18 protein-coding genes are annotated in these 13,691 nt (G+C 69.1%); 8 read left to right on the forward strand and 10 right to left on the reverse strand.

Annotation, left to right across the window (positions count from 1 at the left end):
* The 5 genes from K6I34_RS17585 to K6I34_RS17605 form a co-directional block, all read right to left on the reverse strand.
* Positions 1 to 538, reverse strand: a 538-nt coding sequence (locus tag K6I34_RS17585) for a response regulator transcription factor (RefSeq protein ID WP_229327216.1), incomplete at its 3' end; no start/stop codon positions are given.
* The gene (locus tag K6I34_RS17590; protein ID WP_229327217.1) at positions 535 to 1,806 is read right to left on the reverse strand and encodes a sensor histidine kinase; all 1,272 of its coding nucleotides are present in this window, start codon (positions 1,804 to 1,806) and stop codon (positions 535 to 537) included. The genes K6I34_RS17585 and K6I34_RS17590, both read right to left, overlap by 4 nt.
* Before the next feature lie 62 nt (positions 1,807 to 1,868).
* Positions 1,869 to 2,387 carry a hypothetical protein gene (locus K6I34_RS17595; RefSeq protein WP_229327218.1) on the reverse strand — a complete coding sequence of 173 codons (519 nt, stop codon included), beginning with the start codon at positions 2,385 to 2,387 and terminating at the stop codon, positions 1,869 to 1,871.
* 594 nt (positions 2,388 to 2,981) lie between these two features.
* The gene (locus tag K6I34_RS17600; RefSeq protein ID WP_229327219.1) at positions 2,982 to 3,164 is read right to left on the reverse strand and encodes a hypothetical protein; all 183 of its coding nucleotides are present in this window, start codon (positions 3,162 to 3,164) and stop codon (positions 2,982 to 2,984) included.
* Positions 3,161 to 3,916 (reverse strand): hypothetical protein, encoded by a 756-nt coding sequence (locus K6I34_RS17605; RefSeq protein WP_229327220.1) that lies wholly within the window; start codon positions 3,914 to 3,916, stop codon positions 3,161 to 3,163. Before K6I34_RS17605 ends, K6I34_RS17600 begins: the two co-directional genes overlap by 4 nt.
* Positions 3,917 to 4,275: 359 nt before the next feature.
* Between K6I34_RS17605 and K6I34_RS17610 the strand changes: the two genes are divergently transcribed.
* Complete coding sequence (locus K6I34_RS17610; RefSeq protein ID WP_229327232.1) at positions 4,276 to 5,148, forward strand: FkbM family methyltransferase; 873 nt, start codon at positions 4,276 to 4,278, stop codon at positions 5,146 to 5,148.
* Between the two features lie 59 nt (positions 5,149 to 5,207).
* On the opposite strand, the gene K6I34_RS17615 is transcribed toward K6I34_RS17610, so the two are convergent.
* The 3 genes from K6I34_RS17615 to K6I34_RS17625 all read right to left on the reverse strand — a co-directional run bounded on the left by K6I34_RS17615 (position 5,208) and on the right by K6I34_RS17625 (position 6,997).
* Positions 5,208 to 6,302, reverse strand: coding sequence for a GntR family transcriptional regulator (locus K6I34_RS17615; protein ID WP_229327221.1), 1,095 nt, complete (start codon positions 6,300 to 6,302; stop codon positions 5,208 to 5,210).
* A 70-nt stretch (positions 6,303 to 6,372) separates the two neighbouring features.
* A complete protein-coding gene (locus tag K6I34_RS17620) occupies positions 6,373 to 6,672 on the reverse strand; it encodes a hypothetical protein (protein ID WP_229327222.1) in 300 nt (99 codons plus the stop codon).
* A gap of 13 nt (positions 6,673 to 6,685) precedes the next feature.
* Positions 6,686 to 6,997: a hypothetical protein gene (locus tag K6I34_RS17625; RefSeq protein ID WP_229327223.1), complete on the reverse strand. Its 312-nt coding sequence runs from the start codon at positions 6,995 to 6,997 to the stop codon at positions 6,686 to 6,688.
* Between the two features lie 91 nt (positions 6,998 to 7,088).
* Between K6I34_RS17625 and K6I34_RS17630 the strand changes: the two genes are divergently transcribed.
* On the forward strand, positions 7,089 to 7,844 hold the full coding sequence (locus K6I34_RS17630; protein ID WP_229327224.1) for a GntR family transcriptional regulator: 756 nt from the start codon (positions 7,089 to 7,091) through the stop codon (positions 7,842 to 7,844).
* Here the strand turns inward: K6I34_RS17630 and K6I34_RS17635 are convergent.
* Positions 7,834 to 8,598 (reverse strand): glycosyltransferase, encoded by a 765-nt coding sequence (locus tag K6I34_RS17635; protein WP_229327225.1) that lies wholly within the window; start codon positions 8,596 to 8,598, stop codon positions 7,834 to 7,836. The genes K6I34_RS17630 and K6I34_RS17635 overlap by 11 nt on opposite strands.
* 6 nt (positions 8,599 to 8,604) lie before the next feature.
* Positions 8,605 to 9,390 carry a GntR family transcriptional regulator gene (locus K6I34_RS17640; RefSeq protein ID WP_229327226.1) on the reverse strand — a complete coding sequence of 262 codons (786 nt, stop codon included), beginning with the start codon at positions 9,388 to 9,390 and terminating at the stop codon, positions 8,605 to 8,607.
* 375 nt (positions 9,391 to 9,765) lie between these two features.
* Between K6I34_RS17640 and K6I34_RS17645 the strand changes: the two genes are divergently transcribed.
* The 6 genes from K6I34_RS17645 to K6I34_RS17670 form a co-directional block, all read left to right on the forward strand.
* The gene (locus K6I34_RS17645; RefSeq protein WP_229327227.1) at positions 9,766 to 10,143 is read left to right on the forward strand and encodes a hypothetical protein; all 378 of its coding nucleotides are present in this window, start codon (positions 9,766 to 9,768) and stop codon (positions 10,141 to 10,143) included.
* A gap of 148 nt (positions 10,144 to 10,291) precedes the next feature.
* Positions 10,292 to 12,310 carry a cell division protein FtsK gene (locus K6I34_RS17650; protein ID WP_308294021.1) on the forward strand — a complete coding sequence of 673 codons (2,019 nt, stop codon included), beginning with the start codon at positions 10,292 to 10,294 and terminating at the stop codon, positions 12,308 to 12,310.
* A gap of 162 nt (positions 12,311 to 12,472) precedes the next feature.
* Positions 12,473 to 12,712, forward strand: a complete 240-nt coding sequence (locus K6I34_RS17655) for a hypothetical protein (RefSeq protein ID WP_229327228.1) — start codon at positions 12,473 to 12,475, stop codon at positions 12,710 to 12,712.
* 27 nt (positions 12,713 to 12,739) lie between these two features.
* Complete coding sequence (locus K6I34_RS17660; RefSeq protein ID WP_229327229.1) at positions 12,740 to 12,934, forward strand: hypothetical protein; 195 nt, start codon at positions 12,740 to 12,742, stop codon at positions 12,932 to 12,934.
* A 32-nt stretch (positions 12,935 to 12,966) separates the two neighbouring features.
* On the forward strand, positions 12,967 to 13,224 hold the full coding sequence (locus K6I34_RS17665) for a hypothetical protein (protein WP_229327230.1): 258 nt from the start codon (positions 12,967 to 12,969) through the stop codon (positions 13,222 to 13,224).
* 90 nt (positions 13,225 to 13,314) lie between these two features.
* Positions 13,315 to 13,691 (forward strand): hypothetical protein (locus tag K6I34_RS17670; protein ID WP_229327231.1); only part of this gene is annotated, 377 nt, incomplete at its 3' end.

Consider the following 13,691-nt stretch of genomic DNA (forward strand, 5'->3'; position numbering starts at 1 on the left):
CAGCCAGTGTGGTCGGGGCAGCCAGTGTGGTCGGGGCAGCCAGTGTGGTCGGGGCAACTGGTGTGGCAGCGCCCGGGGCCGCACCGGACTCCGGCTCCGGGCCCGCGGTGACGACCGCGATCAGGCGCTCCTGCACCACCGGGTCCATCCAGATCCGGCCGTCGCCGACGGCGCGGATCGCCCGCTCGATCTCGTCCGCGCCCGCGTCCTTGGTGAGGTATCCCTTCGCCCCGGCCCGCAGCGCGGGGAAGACCGAGGCGTCGTCCGCGTAGGTCGTCAGCACCAGGACGGCGATTCCCGGGGCCTCCGCGCGCAGTGTCCGGGTCGCGGCGAGACCGTCGGTGCCGGGCATCGCCAGGTCCATCAGCACGACGTCCGGGTGGTGTTCGTGGGCCAGCGCCACCGCCTGCGCGCCGTCGGCCGCGCCGCCCACGACCTCCATGCCGTCGTTGAGGCCGACCAGCAGCATCAGGCCCTCGCGGGTCACCCGCTGGTCGTCGGCGACCAGCACCCTGATGGGGGCCACGGAATCGTTCACGCCGGTATCTCCATCTCCACGGTCCAACCCTGTCCGGCGGGCCCGGCCTGGGTGCGGCCGCCGACCCGTTCGATGCGCTCGCGCATGCCGCGCAAGCCGTTCCCCCCGCCCGTCCACGCCTCGACGGGCGGCACGGGCACGCCGGCCTCGGCCTCGCCGTCGTCGCCCGTGCTCGCGGCCCAGCCCTGGTCCGAGACGGTCAGGGTGGTGGCCCGGGGGGTGTAGCTCAGCACCACGGAGGTGGGCGAACCGGCGGCGTACCGGGCCGCGTTGGTGAGCGCCTCCTGGGCTCCCCGGTAGAGCGCGAGGTTCGCCTCCGGCGCCAGCGTCCGGGGCTGTCCGGTCACCGAGAGGGAGATCGGCAGCGCGAGATCGCGGCGGCAGCGGCCGACCAGGGCGGTGAGCTGGTCCACCACGGGGGCGTCGTCCCCGCGCAGGGCGGCGACGGCCTGGCGCGCGTCGGAGAGGCCCTCCCGGGTCAGTTCCCCGCTGCGGACGATCAGTTGGCGCAGGGCCGGGGCGACCTGGTCGCGCTCGGCGAGCTTGCGGGCGCCCTCCAACTGCACGGAGAGCGCGGACAGGGACTGCGCCAGCACGTCGTGCAGCTCCCGGGCGATCCGGGTGCGCTCGGCGACGGCGGCGGCGCGCGCCTGTGCCTCGCGCGAGTCCTCCAGCTCGGCGAGCAGGAGCTCGGTCTGGTCGTGCCGCAACCGGGCCTGGCGGGCGAACACATTGATGGCGCCGAGCACCATGCACAGCAGCGCGTCGGCCACTCCGGACTGCACCGCGTTGTCGGACGGGCCGGTGCGGATGGTGACCACCATGATCGCCACGCTCAGCGGTACCGCCGGCAGGAGGGCGACCCGCGGCCGCAGACGTGCGAAGAGCAGGGCCACGGCGGCGGAGACGGGGACCACCATCATCGCGCTCGGCTGGAGGTACGCCAGCGCATTGCCGCCGGCGCCCAGGACCAGCGACAACGCGATGGTGGCGGCCTCCGGATTCCGCTTCCTCGGGCGGTGGGACAGGGCCGCGACGGCCAGGGACAGCAGGCACCCGGCCAGCCCCAGGCTGACGGCGAGCCCCTCGCCGCGCACCCCCGGGTGCGGCCGGCTCTGCAGGACCGAGGCGATGGTGAAGATCAGGACGCCCCACAGCACCAGGTGCATCCGCGCAGCCTGTCGCGCGGCGCGCTCGGCCGCACGCGACCGGGCCTCCGCGACTCTCGGGCTGTCCTCCCGGCAGCCGCCGGGCGGCGTTGAGCTCATGATCGACAGCATAGGAGCAGCCGGACCCGCGAAGAACGGGCCCGGTCGCCGGCAGAGGATGTTCACGCCGCCACCGGGCGGGCGGCACGGGAGGGGGAGGCCAGCCGGTAGCCGCGGTAGCGGATCACCACCAGCCGGGCCACGGCCTCGGCCAGCGCCATCAGGACGAACGCCGCCACCCAGGCCTGGGCCGAGCTGATCTGGTGGTCGCGGCTGAAGCCGGCTATGGAGTCGCCGGCGCCGTGGTCGTCGGCGAAGGCGAAGACCGTCCGGAACGCCATGCCGCCGACCCACAGGGCCGCGGCCGCGATGCCGGCCTTGGCGTGGACGCCATCGGCCTTGCGCGTGAGGTGCGTTGTGAGCCCGCAGAGCACGCCGAGAGCGGCTCCCGCGCCGGCCAGCACGAGCTCGAGGACGAGGTCGTTGCCCTCCGTCGGCACCGACCGCAGGTAGTACACCGCGGTGCCACTGACCAGCACGACCGGAAGGACCAGGTTGACCAGGTCCAGACGGCTGCCGCGCACCTGGCGCACGACGAGCAGGACGAGGATTCCGTTGACGATGTAATCGGTGATGTTCACAGCCCCAAGACTGCTCGGATCCGGCCCGCGGATCGTCGAACCCCGGGTTGAGCGATGGGTTGAGAAATCACCTCAACCCACGGGTTGACGCCAGAGGTCGCCAGGGCGACAGCGAGGAGGAATCCGGCACGGATCTGGCACGCGATGACTGACCCGGTCTGGACGACGAAAAGGGCCCTGGTCGCTTGACCAGGGCCCTTTTTGAAGAGCGGGTGACGAGAATCGAACTCGCGCTCTGAGCTTGGGAATCACTGCCTCTTGGTGAATCGTGAGTCGTTGATCTGCGGTGCGGTACTGATGTCTGCTTGCCCGGGTGGCTCCAGAGTCCGCCGGTGACCGTGACTCGCCGGGCTATCTGGCACGGTTCTGGCACGAAGGGTGTGGGGCGGCATGGGCTGTGCCGCGGCCTTGTGTAGATATGGAGTGTCGCTGTCGTAGAGCGAACAGAGTGCCCGAGAGCCTGCTGCCCCTCTGGTTGCGCAGCTGGTCGTCATAGTTGGAGCAGAACCGGTCTATGAAGCAAGGAAGCGCCCTTGACGGTGCCTACGCGTCTGTCCGGTGGCACTCCGTAGGCGTGCCACCGGGCGGGAGAAGTCACTTTCGAGTGATGGCCACGAGGACGGCGACAACAGCGGCTATGAGCCCCATCGCGGCGATGGCTCCGGCGGCTGGGGTAGCCCAGGACGGGTGACGGTGAAGCAGGATCATGACGCCGGCGCCGACCCCAAGCGTGACGATGACAAGCAGCAAGATCAGGAGAAGTTGGGAGAGGGTCATGCTGCCGCCGCCTGGGAAGCAGTGACCGCTGAGGAAGATGCGTGGTACAGGCGGCCGAGGCGCCGGAGCTTGCGGCGGACCTGCTCCCCGTACTGGAAGGGTCGCCCGATAGCACGGGCGGCTGAGCCCCAGCTCCCCCCTTGCTCGGCCCAGTGCCAGGCGATCGCTGCCTCTTCAGGATCGAGGCCGCGCAGCACTGCGATCAGCCGTTCGTCATCCGACTGGAACCGTAGGACCTCGACATCCGGGGTGCAGTTGTCGAGGGGAAGTTCCTCCTCCGTCTGGATGCTGCTCATCTGGCTGAGCAGCATGATCTTCTGTCCCTGTATGTTGCGTTCCCACAGCGGTTGCCACCGCCGGTACTCGGCCTTGGCCTGGAGCCGTAGCAGATCCAGCGCGGACTCGTCGGCGATGCCACGGAGGCTGGTGACCCAGTCGCTGATCAGGGCCATCTCTACTGCTTCCCTGTACGGCCCGGCGGGCGTCCGGCCCAGAGATTCCTGGATGAACGCGTCGACCGCCGGGCTCATTCCCATGATGACGGCCTTGCGGGCTGCCGCCACGGGGCCGCTGGAGTAGGGCTTCTTGCGTACGGCGTTCACCGCGGCTTGGAAAGTCTCGCCAGTCTTGGCTTGACGTTGTTTCGCGTCGAGCTTCCGGCGGTGGTACTTCACCACGTCGTCGTCCTGTGATCCGGCGCGCAGCCCCGTGACCTGGCACGCCTGTCCAGGGCGAGTCCAGTCAGTGATCACAGGATGCGGAGCACCTTCGGGCCTTCGTCGCCGCTAGTCACGGGCTTGCAGGCTAGGCCACAGGCCGCTGATTCGGCCGGGCCTCAGCATACTGGGTTTCGCCAGCTTCGGTGGCGCTACGAAGTTGGTAGTCCAGTTTGAAGGTGGCAAGGGCGGCGGACCCCCATCATAGCTCGGTGGAAAGAAAGAGCGACACCAAGCACGTGGAATCGCCACCGCAAGCACGGTTTACGCGAAGCGTGGTGTAGGGCACCTGGGTACAAGTCCATTGTGGGGGTAGGGCTCGTCCGAGGCTGCGAAGAGGCGACCGGGTGATCACTGGTACGGCGGAAGTACTTGTCTCGCTTGGGTGCCGGTATATGCGCGGTGCCCCTGGGAACTTCGGGGCGTTGCTGTTGTCCGGGCGGCTGAACTCCTACCTGAAGGGTCACCCTCGACGACATGTCATCCGCACCCGGTCGGGCGACCGGTTCATTGTCGACACCATCGACTTGATCCAGCGGTACCTCTACCTGTTCGGGGTCTGGGAGCCGCACATGACACGCTGGCTCCAGAGACGATTACGACCCGGCGACACCTTCGTCGACGTCGGGGCCAACGTGGGGTACTTCAGCCTCCTCGCCTCGCGCCTGGTCGGCGAACAGGGGCGCGTGGTCGCGATCGAGGCATCGCCGACGGTCCACGAGAGCCTCCTCCGCCATGCACGACTCAACGCCTGCCGCAACCTCCGTACGGTTAACGCCGCAGTGTCAGACGGGCAGGGGACGCTGACGGTCGTCCTCGCCAGCAACCACAACCTCGGGGCCGCCAGCATCGTGCCCTACGACGGGCCGGCGATGGCCACCTTCGAGGTCGAGGCTCGGCCGCTCCCCGAACTTCTCACCCCCACGGAGATCGCCGAGGCCAGGGTGATCAAGGTCGATGTCGAAGGCGCCGAAGGCGCCGTCGTGCGAGGCATGCTTCCACTGCTCGACCGCCTCCGGCACGACGCCGAGATCACCGTCGAAGTGACACCCGAGCGCATGGCGAAACTCGGCGACTCCGCCGAGGAGTTGCTAGCTGCCATGCGTGGACACGGTTTCCACGTCTACCGGCTCGCCAACGATTACGCCCCCGAGAGCTATCCGAGGGCGCAGCGCGGGGCCCCCGTGGTCCCGGTGCGGTGGCGAGGGCCTGTCACCGGCGAAAGCGACCTGGTTTTCTCTCGAATCGATGCCGAGACCCTTGCCTGAAATGTGTGAGGCCCGGCTCTGCTCCCAGAGCCGGGCCTCACACATTTCAGGTGCAGTCCTTACCCCGCGTCGGTCGGGTCCTCTGCCGATGGGCCCTGCTTCCGGCCAGCCATGAGCGCGTGAGGCGCTGCTGGCTCGTCGAGGCCGCCGTCGCCGCTCAGGCCGAGGGGCGGGCTGGGCAGCCGGAGCCCTCGGGAATCGGCGATGCGCAGGACGTCACGTAGCGCGATGGCCGTCTCGTTGAGGACATAACGCAGTTCGTCTGCGCCGACGCTCTTGTCCTCGATCACGTCCTTGGCGCAGCTGAGCACGGACGCTGCCGACTTCATCTGGCTTGCCTCGATGCCGTCTGCGAGGTCCGAGATATGGCCTCCGTCATCCGTGCTCACGTATGCCGGGCTGCCTTCCGGCCCATCCCAGGGAAGGAGCCGGAAGGGAACACCGGCCCTGGTGGTGTAGACGGCCTCGTTGCGGTCGCCTCGCAGGATCAAAAGGGCCCCCTCGACGACATTGCCGCCCATGTCGAAGGAGGTGCGCTCCACCTCGAGTACCGGAGCCTTGCTCGGGATGCTCAGGATCTCGGCTTCCTCGGAGGTCGGGCGCCGGGCGGTGAGGCGCTCGACGGTGGAGGCCACGTGCACCCCGGCCCGGGCGAGGCTGTTCCTGACGTCGTCGCCCCACGGGGACACGGGGTGCTGGATGGACGGGACGAGGGCCACGCCGGTCGGGACGTACACTTTCGCGATTGTCCGAGGAGCGTCCTCTTCGCAGCCGACGAAGCCGAACGTGGTGACCATGGAGCCCTCCGGCACGTTCAGGAATTTCGCCAACTCCGTGTCGGCTTCGACCATGCTGGTGGCCTTGCCCGTTTCCCTTGCGCGGTTGATGTCACGGTCCGTCTGGGGCATCAGATGCCTCCCGCCGACGTACGTCATCCGCGCGTTTGGCTCTCGTACGAAGTTGCCGCGCCCCTGCTGCTTTTCGACCCGTCCTTCGGCCTGGAGTGTGTCGAGTGCTTCCCGCAGTGTCGGTGTGCTGACCCCGTACCGGGAGGCGAGTTCCTTCTCGGACGGCAGCTTCGTGTCCACCTTCAGTTCTTTGGCTTCGATGCGGCGCCGGAGATCATCGGCGATGCGCTGGGGTGAGAAAGACATGCTGATCACCGCCCTTGGGTGGGTCGCTCGGGGGACAGGAGAAACGCGGTCTTGGTGGTCGTCCTGGGCATCAATGCGCCACCACCCCGGGGAACTGCGGGCAGACCAGCAGCACCCGGCGACGGGGCCCCGCCCAGAGGCGGGCGCGCTCCGCGGCCGTGAGCATGAACGGGCGGACGAGGATCGGGTCCTTGGCGGGGCGGACCTCTTCCCAGTGCGGGCGGTCCGTGGCGAGCGGCGCGGGAGGCGTCCGCGGCGGTTCCGGGGCGACGGCCGGCTGTTCCGTCGACCTGTCCAGGCGGTGACGCCCGGACGGGGTGAAGAGCTGCCTCCTGGCCCAGGCGGCGGCTCGGCGGATAATCTCGGTCACGCTGATCAGCTCCTCATAGCTGGCGGCCGCGCCCCCGGACAGCGGTGACTGTTGCGGGGGTTTCCTTTGCGACGGCAGCCCAAGCGGTGCGACCGCTCTTTCCGCTGTGGGCAGCTCCCCACTGGTCAGCCGTGGTGAGAGTGGCTAAGAACTCGTGCCACGACTCGGCGGGGACTCGGTCCGGCACCTCCATCTCGATGCGTGTGCAGGTGGCCTCATCGATCACCCGGAAGGTGAAGCCCAGGGCGCCGAGGTGCTCGCAGATGGCGTCGACCCGGGCTTCCGGCGAGAGCACAACGCGTTCCTCCGTCGCCGTGCGATCCATGAGTGCGTGCTGCTAGACGCCTAGATCCAAAGCTGGGCGCCCAGATATAGTCTAGGCGCCCAGACTAGAGCTGGGGGCCTAGATTTTCCATATGCGTGAGCAGCCGCCGTACCTCCGCTTCGCTGACCAGCTCAGAGAGCGCATCGAGAACCAGGAATGGATGCCGGGCGACCGGCTGCCCTCTCGTGCGCAGTTGGCGGAGGAGTGCGGCGTGCCCGACGGCGTCGTCCGCCGCGCGCAGGAGGCACTGATCGCGCAGGGCGTCCTGGAAGGCCGCACCGGTTCGGGGACCTATGTCGCGCAACGGCGCGAACGAGTGCGCATCACGCGCTCACGGGAGCGCGAGCAGGGAGAGGGCGCGCCCTTCCCCGCGGACATGGCGGAGCTGGGCAGGAAGGCGACGTCCGAGAGCCGCACTGACGGAATGGTGCCCGCGCCACCGGAGATCGCCCAACGCCTCGGCATCGCCGAGGGCGACTACTGCGTGCGCACTTCGTACGAACTTCTGGCTGATGACAAGCCCGTGCAGATCTTGACGAGCTGGGAGCCGTACAGCGTCACGGCCGGCTCCCTGGTCGTACTGCCCGAGGCTGGCCCGGCCGCAGGCATGGGCGTGGTCCGCCGGATGGCCGAGATCGGCATCACGGTGGCCCGCTCCGTGGAGCGCCCGGAGCCCGGACACGCGAACGCCGAGGAGGCGACCCTCCTCGGCGTGCAGCGCGGTGCTCTCGTCACCCGAATCCAGCGGACGTACTACGACGTCGACGGCCGTGCGGTCGAGACGGCGGACATCGTGGTGCCCGCCGCCCTCTGCGAGATCGTCTACGAGGTCCCGATCAACCCGTGACGACGGGGAACTGCCAGCGGCACTCGGACAGCGCCCGGGCCCGGGCTTCGACGACTGCCATGCGCGCTTCGCGCTCGTCGGCGTCGGTATGCGCCGCCTGCCCGGTCGCCTGACCGGGCCACTTCCGGTAGAGGAGGCCCACTTCGCGCGTGAAGTGGCCGCGGCTGACGGCGTCCAGGGCCAGGAGAAGCCCGGTGTCCTCCGACGCGGGCAGCGCCATCCACCCACCCAGGGCGAGCACCAGCTCGCGCCGGGCGAAGAGCGTCGCCGGATGGACCTGAGCGCGGAAGCTGTTCGCGCGCCAGTGCTCCAAGACGGCGCCCCGCTCTATCGGGCCGCCCTCCGGGTCCTGGTCGAAGCCGACCGTGCTGCCATCGGGAAGCAGGTCGAGGACGCGAGAAGTCGTCCAGCCGATACTGCGGTCACCTTCGAGGACGGCCAGGTCGCGGGCCAGCGTGCCCGCGGGAAGCTGGTCGTCGGCGTCCAGAACCTTGACGTAGTCGCCGTCGGCGTGAGCGAGGGCCATCGTCCGCGCGACGCCCGGCCCGCCACGGCGCCCCTGACGGAAGGTCACGCGTGCGTCGTCAGTGGGAACGTGCGGCGCGACGTCACCGCTCGTCCCGTCCTCCTGGATGAGCCAGTGCCAGTCCCAGCCCTCCGGGAGTTCCTGCTGGCAGAGCGACCTGTAGGCGTCGCCCAGGTGATGAGCGGACGGTGAGTGCACCGCAGTGACGATGATGACGCGCCGCTGCACGGGCGCTCACCACCTTTCCAGGGGAGTGGTGAAGAGCAGCTCCGTACGGTCTCCGGGCAGGGTGACGAAGGAGATCTCCACCGGGCGGTTGTTGATGTCGTACGAGGTCTTCCGGAGCTGGATCACCGAGGTGCCGGCCGGTAGGTCCAGCTCCTCCGCCTCCTCCGGGGTCGGAGGCCGGGCGACGAAGCGCTCCTCGATGCGGTCGAGCTCGATGCCGACAGAGGCGAGCTGGCTCTGAGTGCCCCCGGGCCACGGCTCGTTGGCGGCGTCCAGGAGCTCCGGGTTATCCGCCACCAGGTCGCGGATCAGGTAGGACGTCACCAGGGCGAACGGGGCGCGCTCCGCGGCGTACCGGGTCCGGTAGACGCGCTCGACGAGGGCGGAGCCCTCCGGGATGCCGAAGAGTTCGGCGAGGTTCTTGTCGGCCTTGGCCTCGCCGTAGGCGGCGTGGAAGACCAGGTCGTTGACCGTCAGGCCCGTGTCGTGCTCGGTGGCGCCGGTCTCCGCCCGCTGCTCCTTCGGCTCGCGGACGCGGTCCTTCTCCCACTGATGCCTGTCGTTCGTACGCAGCACCGGTGTGCGTGCTTTACGTACGAAATTGCCCTTGCCGTGCTGTTTTGCGATGAGGCCCTCGTCGCGCAGGAGCCGTAGCGCCTCGCGGATGGTGGGGACACTCCGCCCGTACTGCTCCGCGAGCTGGGTCTCGGGGGGCAGTTGCGCGCCGGGCGCCAGCTGGCCGTCTCGGATGGATCGTCGCAGGTCACTAGCGATGCGCTCGTACGCCGCCATTGCTGATCACCGTCCTTGCTGGGCCGCGATCAGCATACGACTCCTAAAGAGGTCTTGACGAGTTGAAGAGACCTACGTCATAGTCGTGCCTCAACTCCTAAAGAGGACTTGAGGACTTGTCCTCCTGAGGAGTCGCACCGAAGCGCCCGGAGGAAAGCCCGAGAGGGTGAGTACGAAGGAAGCGCCCGTTCCGTGAGAACTGCATAGAGAGCTCCTGGACGAACGAGTGTTTTTGGTCTCTGGCGTCGCAACGCGCATCGGCGACGGCGGAGGTCATGGCCACTCGTCTCCATGAGTGGTCTCGAAACACCGCGCGCCCCGGGGCGGGCCCATGCCTGCCGCCGGTTGTCCTCATCTACTCCCAAAGGGGGAGCAATGAAGCTCGGCATCGGCGACGTTGTGCGAGACCGTAATGGCAAGACCCTCCTCGGCTCCGTAGCCGGGATCACCAGCCAGGAGAACGCGACCTACGTCGTGGTGCACCTCCCCGGGGGCGAGAAGCGTCTCGCCGCCCCGAGCACGTTGGAGGTCGTGGCGCGCCGCGTCGCCTCGCCGACGACCGGTCAGTCCGTCGTGAGCCTGGTCGTGCTGCTCGTCGGCTTCCTCGCCGCCTACATCGGGTGCCGGTCCGCGCAGGACCTCGGCGCCGACTGGCTGCTCACCGTCCTGTGCGGCGCGGGTGCCTACTCGGCGGTGATGACCCTCCTCCAGATGTGGCTCCGCGTCACCGGCCCGAGGCGCTTCCGCGTCTGAAAGCCCAAGCCGCCAGCGGCTGATTGCGGCCAAAGCCGCTGGTCGCCCTGTCCGTGCAGAGTTCGCGAGACCGGAGGTTCCCATCGCTGCGTCGGCCGATGACCCAGCACCCCAGGCATTAGCGGAAGCACCTGTTCCACAAGTTGAGATGGTCGACCGCCCAGGCGGTCCGGCCAGGCCCGACCTGTTCGCGCGTGCCCAGGGTGCCAAACGGCGCCCGGTCATCCCGGCCTGGGCACGGTCGTGGCAGGAAGCCAAGACCGCTGGCGAGTGGCTCGGCTCGTACGCGTGGCACCTCACCGCGTACCACGCCGTACGGACGCCCTGGTACTGCCTGCGCCTCACGCTGCAAGCTCCGCACGGTGTGGCGCGGGTTGTCGGCGGCACGATGCGGTGGGTCACGGATGCTGAGGGCGAGCCGGCCCGGGCGGCGTCCGTGGCCGCCGGGGACATCGGCGACTACCTGAGGCTCTCCCGTCAGAGGGACCGTCGGGTGCGCTGGCGCGCGGCGGTCGCATTCACTGCGTTGTTCGTCGGGCTCGTCACGGCGGTGGCGCTGTACGTTCTCGCGCCGCAGTGGCTGCTGTTCCTTGCCGGTGCTGCCCTCACCTTGGTGATGGGGCGGCTGGGCCAGCCCGCCGACGCCCCGGTCATCCGGCGTGCCGTGGAGATCCCGAAGGCCACGAAGCTCACGAGCGACATCGTGCTCCGCGCTCTCGGCTCGCTGGGCATTCCGGCGATCAATCAGGCACAGGCCAAGGGCGGGGACGGCTTCACCTTCACCGCCCCCATCACCCGGGACGGTCCTGGTTGGCTTGCCGAGGGTGATCTCCCGTACGGCGTCACCGTCACGGACGTCGCCGACCGGCGGGAGAGGCTGGCCTCGGGGCTCCGGCGTCCGCTCGGCACTGTGTGGCCCGAGGCGGTGCAGCACGAACACACCGGCCATCTGCGGCTGTGGGTCGGGGACCAGGACATGTCCCAGACGAAGCAGCCCGCTTGGCCACTCGCCAAGACCGGCACGGTCGATCTCTTCAAGCCGGTCGCCTGGGGGACTGACCAGCGGGGACGCTGGGTCGACGTCACTCTCATGTACGTGGCGGGCGTCATCGGCGCCATCCCGCGGATGGGTAAGACGTTCCTGCTCCGCGAGCTGCTCCTCATTGCGGCTCTCGACCCGCGCGCGGAGATCCACAGCTACGACCTGAAGGGCACCGGTGACCTCGATCCGGTCGGCAAGGCGGTCTCCTATCGTCACCGAGCGGGTGACGAGGAGGAGGACATCCTCTACGCCCTGGCGGACCTACGGGCCCTGCAAACCGAGCTGAGACGTCGCAGCAAGGTGATCCGTGGCCTGCCGCGGGACATCTGCCCCGAGTCGAAGGTGACCACGGAGCTGGCGTCGAAGCGATCGCTGGGCCTGCATCCGATCATCGTCGCCGCGGACGAGTGCCAGAAGTGGTTCGAGCATCCGAAGTACGGCAGGGAGCTGGAAGAAATCTGCGTCGACCTGAACAAGCGTGGTCCGGCGCTGGGCTTCGTACTCCTGCTGGCCACGCAGCGGCTCGACGACGCCAGCCTCCCGAAGGGCATCTCCGCGAACGCTTCCGCCCGCTGGTGCCTGAAGGTCATGAGCCACACCGAGAACAACCTCGTCCTCGGCACCGGAGCGTACAAACGCGGCGTACGCGCAACAGAGTTCGCGTGGGGCGACAAGGGCATCTGCTACTTCCTCGGCGAAGGCGCGGACGCCCGGATCGTGCGCGCGGTCGAGATCGACGCCGTGGCCGCAGACCGCATCGCCCAGCGTGCCCGGACCATGCGCGAGCGCCTCGGCACCCTCGCCGGGTACGCGCTCGGCGAGCAGCCCGAGGCCGAAGCGGCCGCCTCGTACGACCTGCTGGCCGATCTGTTCATCGCGGTCCCGGCCGACAAGCCGAAGCTGTGGAACGAGGTCACGGTCGCGCGCCTCGCCGACCTCCGGCCGGAGGTCTACGGAGAGTGGACGGCGGAGCAACTGACGGCGGCCCTGAAGCCGTACGGCATCCGCACCGTGCAGGTGTGGGGCACCACCGAGGACGGCAAGGGCGCCAACCGACGCGGCATCCGACGCGCCGACGTCGTCTCGGCGATCGCGGAACGCGACGGGAAACAAGAAGCCGCCTGACTGCCCTCGCCCGCTGGACCTAGCGGCCACCCCCGCTAGGTCTAGCACCTCCGCTAGCACGCAAAAGCGCCTCTGACCTGCGCACTAGCTCCTAGCGGAGCCTCCTGAGCACCCCCGAATCCCGCCCCGGAAGGGCCTTCGATGACCTCGTTGCTCAGCGCTATGCCCAGCCTCATCCTCGTCGCTCTCAGCTACGGCGCTCTGTGCACCGTCAGCCCGGTCGGCGCCTGCCGTAAGTGCAAGGGCTGGGGAGCCAAGATCCACCGGTCCCGCACCGGACGGCTCAGGCGCGGACGCACCTGCCGCCGCTGCGACGGCCACGGCGTGCGGCTGCGCGTCGGGCGCCGCCTCTACAACGCCGCTGCCCGCCTGTACCGCGAAAACCGCGAAAGCACCCGCTGACCCCCTCCTCCTCAAGGAGCCCGCGCCGTGTCCTTCTCGATCTCCGCACTCGTCCTCTTCGGTCTCCTCCTGGCCATGCTCATCCGCTCGCGGTCCGTCGGTATGGGCTCCGCCGCGGTCGCCGTCCTCTTCGGCTACTACCTCAGCCGGACCGGCGCCTCCGCCCCCATCGACCAGGTCATGACCGCCCTCGGCAACGCGCTCCCCAACTTCAGCAAATGACCGCTCACGCCATCGCTGAAAGGACCCTCGCCATGTCGCACCAGACCACCTCCACGTCCGTCCCGCCGCGCATCTCCCTGATGGCCTCGGGCGAACTCCGCGACGCCCTCACCGCGATCCAGGAGGGCAAGGGCCCGGCGGCCGTCGCCGCGCTGATGGCCATAGACCCGCAGTCGTGGCAGGCGATCGAGCAGCGGCTCACGGCCCTCGTGGGCAGCGACCTCCGCGCCCTGCTGTTCGCCACGGCTACCGAGGCCGAGGCCGACGCCACGCTGTCGACGGCTGGTTGACGGCTCCCCGTGCGGCCTCGGCCCGCGAGAGCCGGGGCCGGGCGGAGGGCCGGACAACCCTGCCCGTACTCCAGTCCCGGAGGACAACCCATGCCCCAACCCACCATCGCGTGGTCCGACAGCCTGAAGGAGAGCGTCGCCGCTCTCGGAGCTGCCGCCCGCGAAACCCGGGTCGCCGACCAAGCGGCCCGCGCCGCCTTATGGAACTTCCAGCCCGGACGGGTACGGCCGGTGGAAGGTCTGCTCAGCATTCCGGGGAAGTACATGGTCAACCCCCACAGCATCGTGCTGGCGCGGCTCCAGTCCTGCTTCGAAGTGAACCAACACGAGATCGCCGCCCTGTACGAGAACGCGGCGCGTGCGTACGCCGACGGAGCCGCCTCCGCCCTGTTGTCGGTGGTCGGTGGTGAGTATCCGCAGTTCGTCGAACTGCTGCGGGACGAGACCGGCCACTACTCATCCGCGCT

It is taken from the genome of Streptomyces sp. UNOC14_S4 (assembly GCF_020740835.1).
Classification (GTDB): domain Bacteria; phylum Actinomycetota; class Actinomycetes; order Streptomycetales; family Streptomycetaceae; genus Streptomyces.

Coding starts and splice junctions, on each gene's coding strand:
- K6I34_RS17590 (WP_229327217.1), bottom strand. CDS start 1,806: ATGAGCTCAACGCCGCCCGGCGGCTGCCGGGAGGACAGCCCGAGAGTC.
- K6I34_RS17600 (WP_229327219.1), bottom strand. CDS start 3,164: ATGACCCTCTCCCAACTTCTCCTGATCTTGCTGCTTGTCATCGTCACG.
- K6I34_RS17610 (WP_229327232.1), top strand. CDS start 4,276: ATGCGCGGTGCCCCTGGGAACTTCGGGGCGTTGCTGTTGTCCGGGCGG.
- K6I34_RS17615 (WP_229327221.1), bottom strand. CDS start 6,302: ATGTCTTTCTCACCCCAGCGCATCGCCGATGATCTCCGGCGCCGCATC.
- K6I34_RS17625 (WP_229327223.1), bottom strand. CDS start 6,997: ATGGATCGCACGGCGACGGAGGAACGCGTTGTGCTCTCGCCGGAAGCC.
- K6I34_RS17630 (WP_229327224.1), top strand. CDS start 7,089: ATGCGTGAGCAGCCGCCGTACCTCCGCTTCGCTGACCAGCTCAGAGAG.
- K6I34_RS17640 (WP_229327226.1), bottom strand. CDS start 9,390: ATGGCGGCGTACGAGCGCATCGCTAGTGACCTGCGACGATCCATCCGA.
- K6I34_RS17645 (WP_229327227.1), top strand. CDS start 9,766: ATGAAGCTCGGCATCGGCGACGTTGTGCGAGACCGTAATGGCAAGACC.
- K6I34_RS17650 (WP_308294021.1), top strand. CDS start 10,292: ATGGTCGACCGCCCAGGCGGTCCGGCCAGGCCCGACCTGTTCGCGCGT.
- K6I34_RS17655 (WP_229327228.1), top strand. CDS start 12,473: ATGCCCAGCCTCATCCTCGTCGCTCTCAGCTACGGCGCTCTGTGCACC.
- K6I34_RS17665 (WP_229327230.1), top strand. CDS start 12,967: ATGTCGCACCAGACCACCTCCACGTCCGTCCCGCCGCGCATCTCCCTG.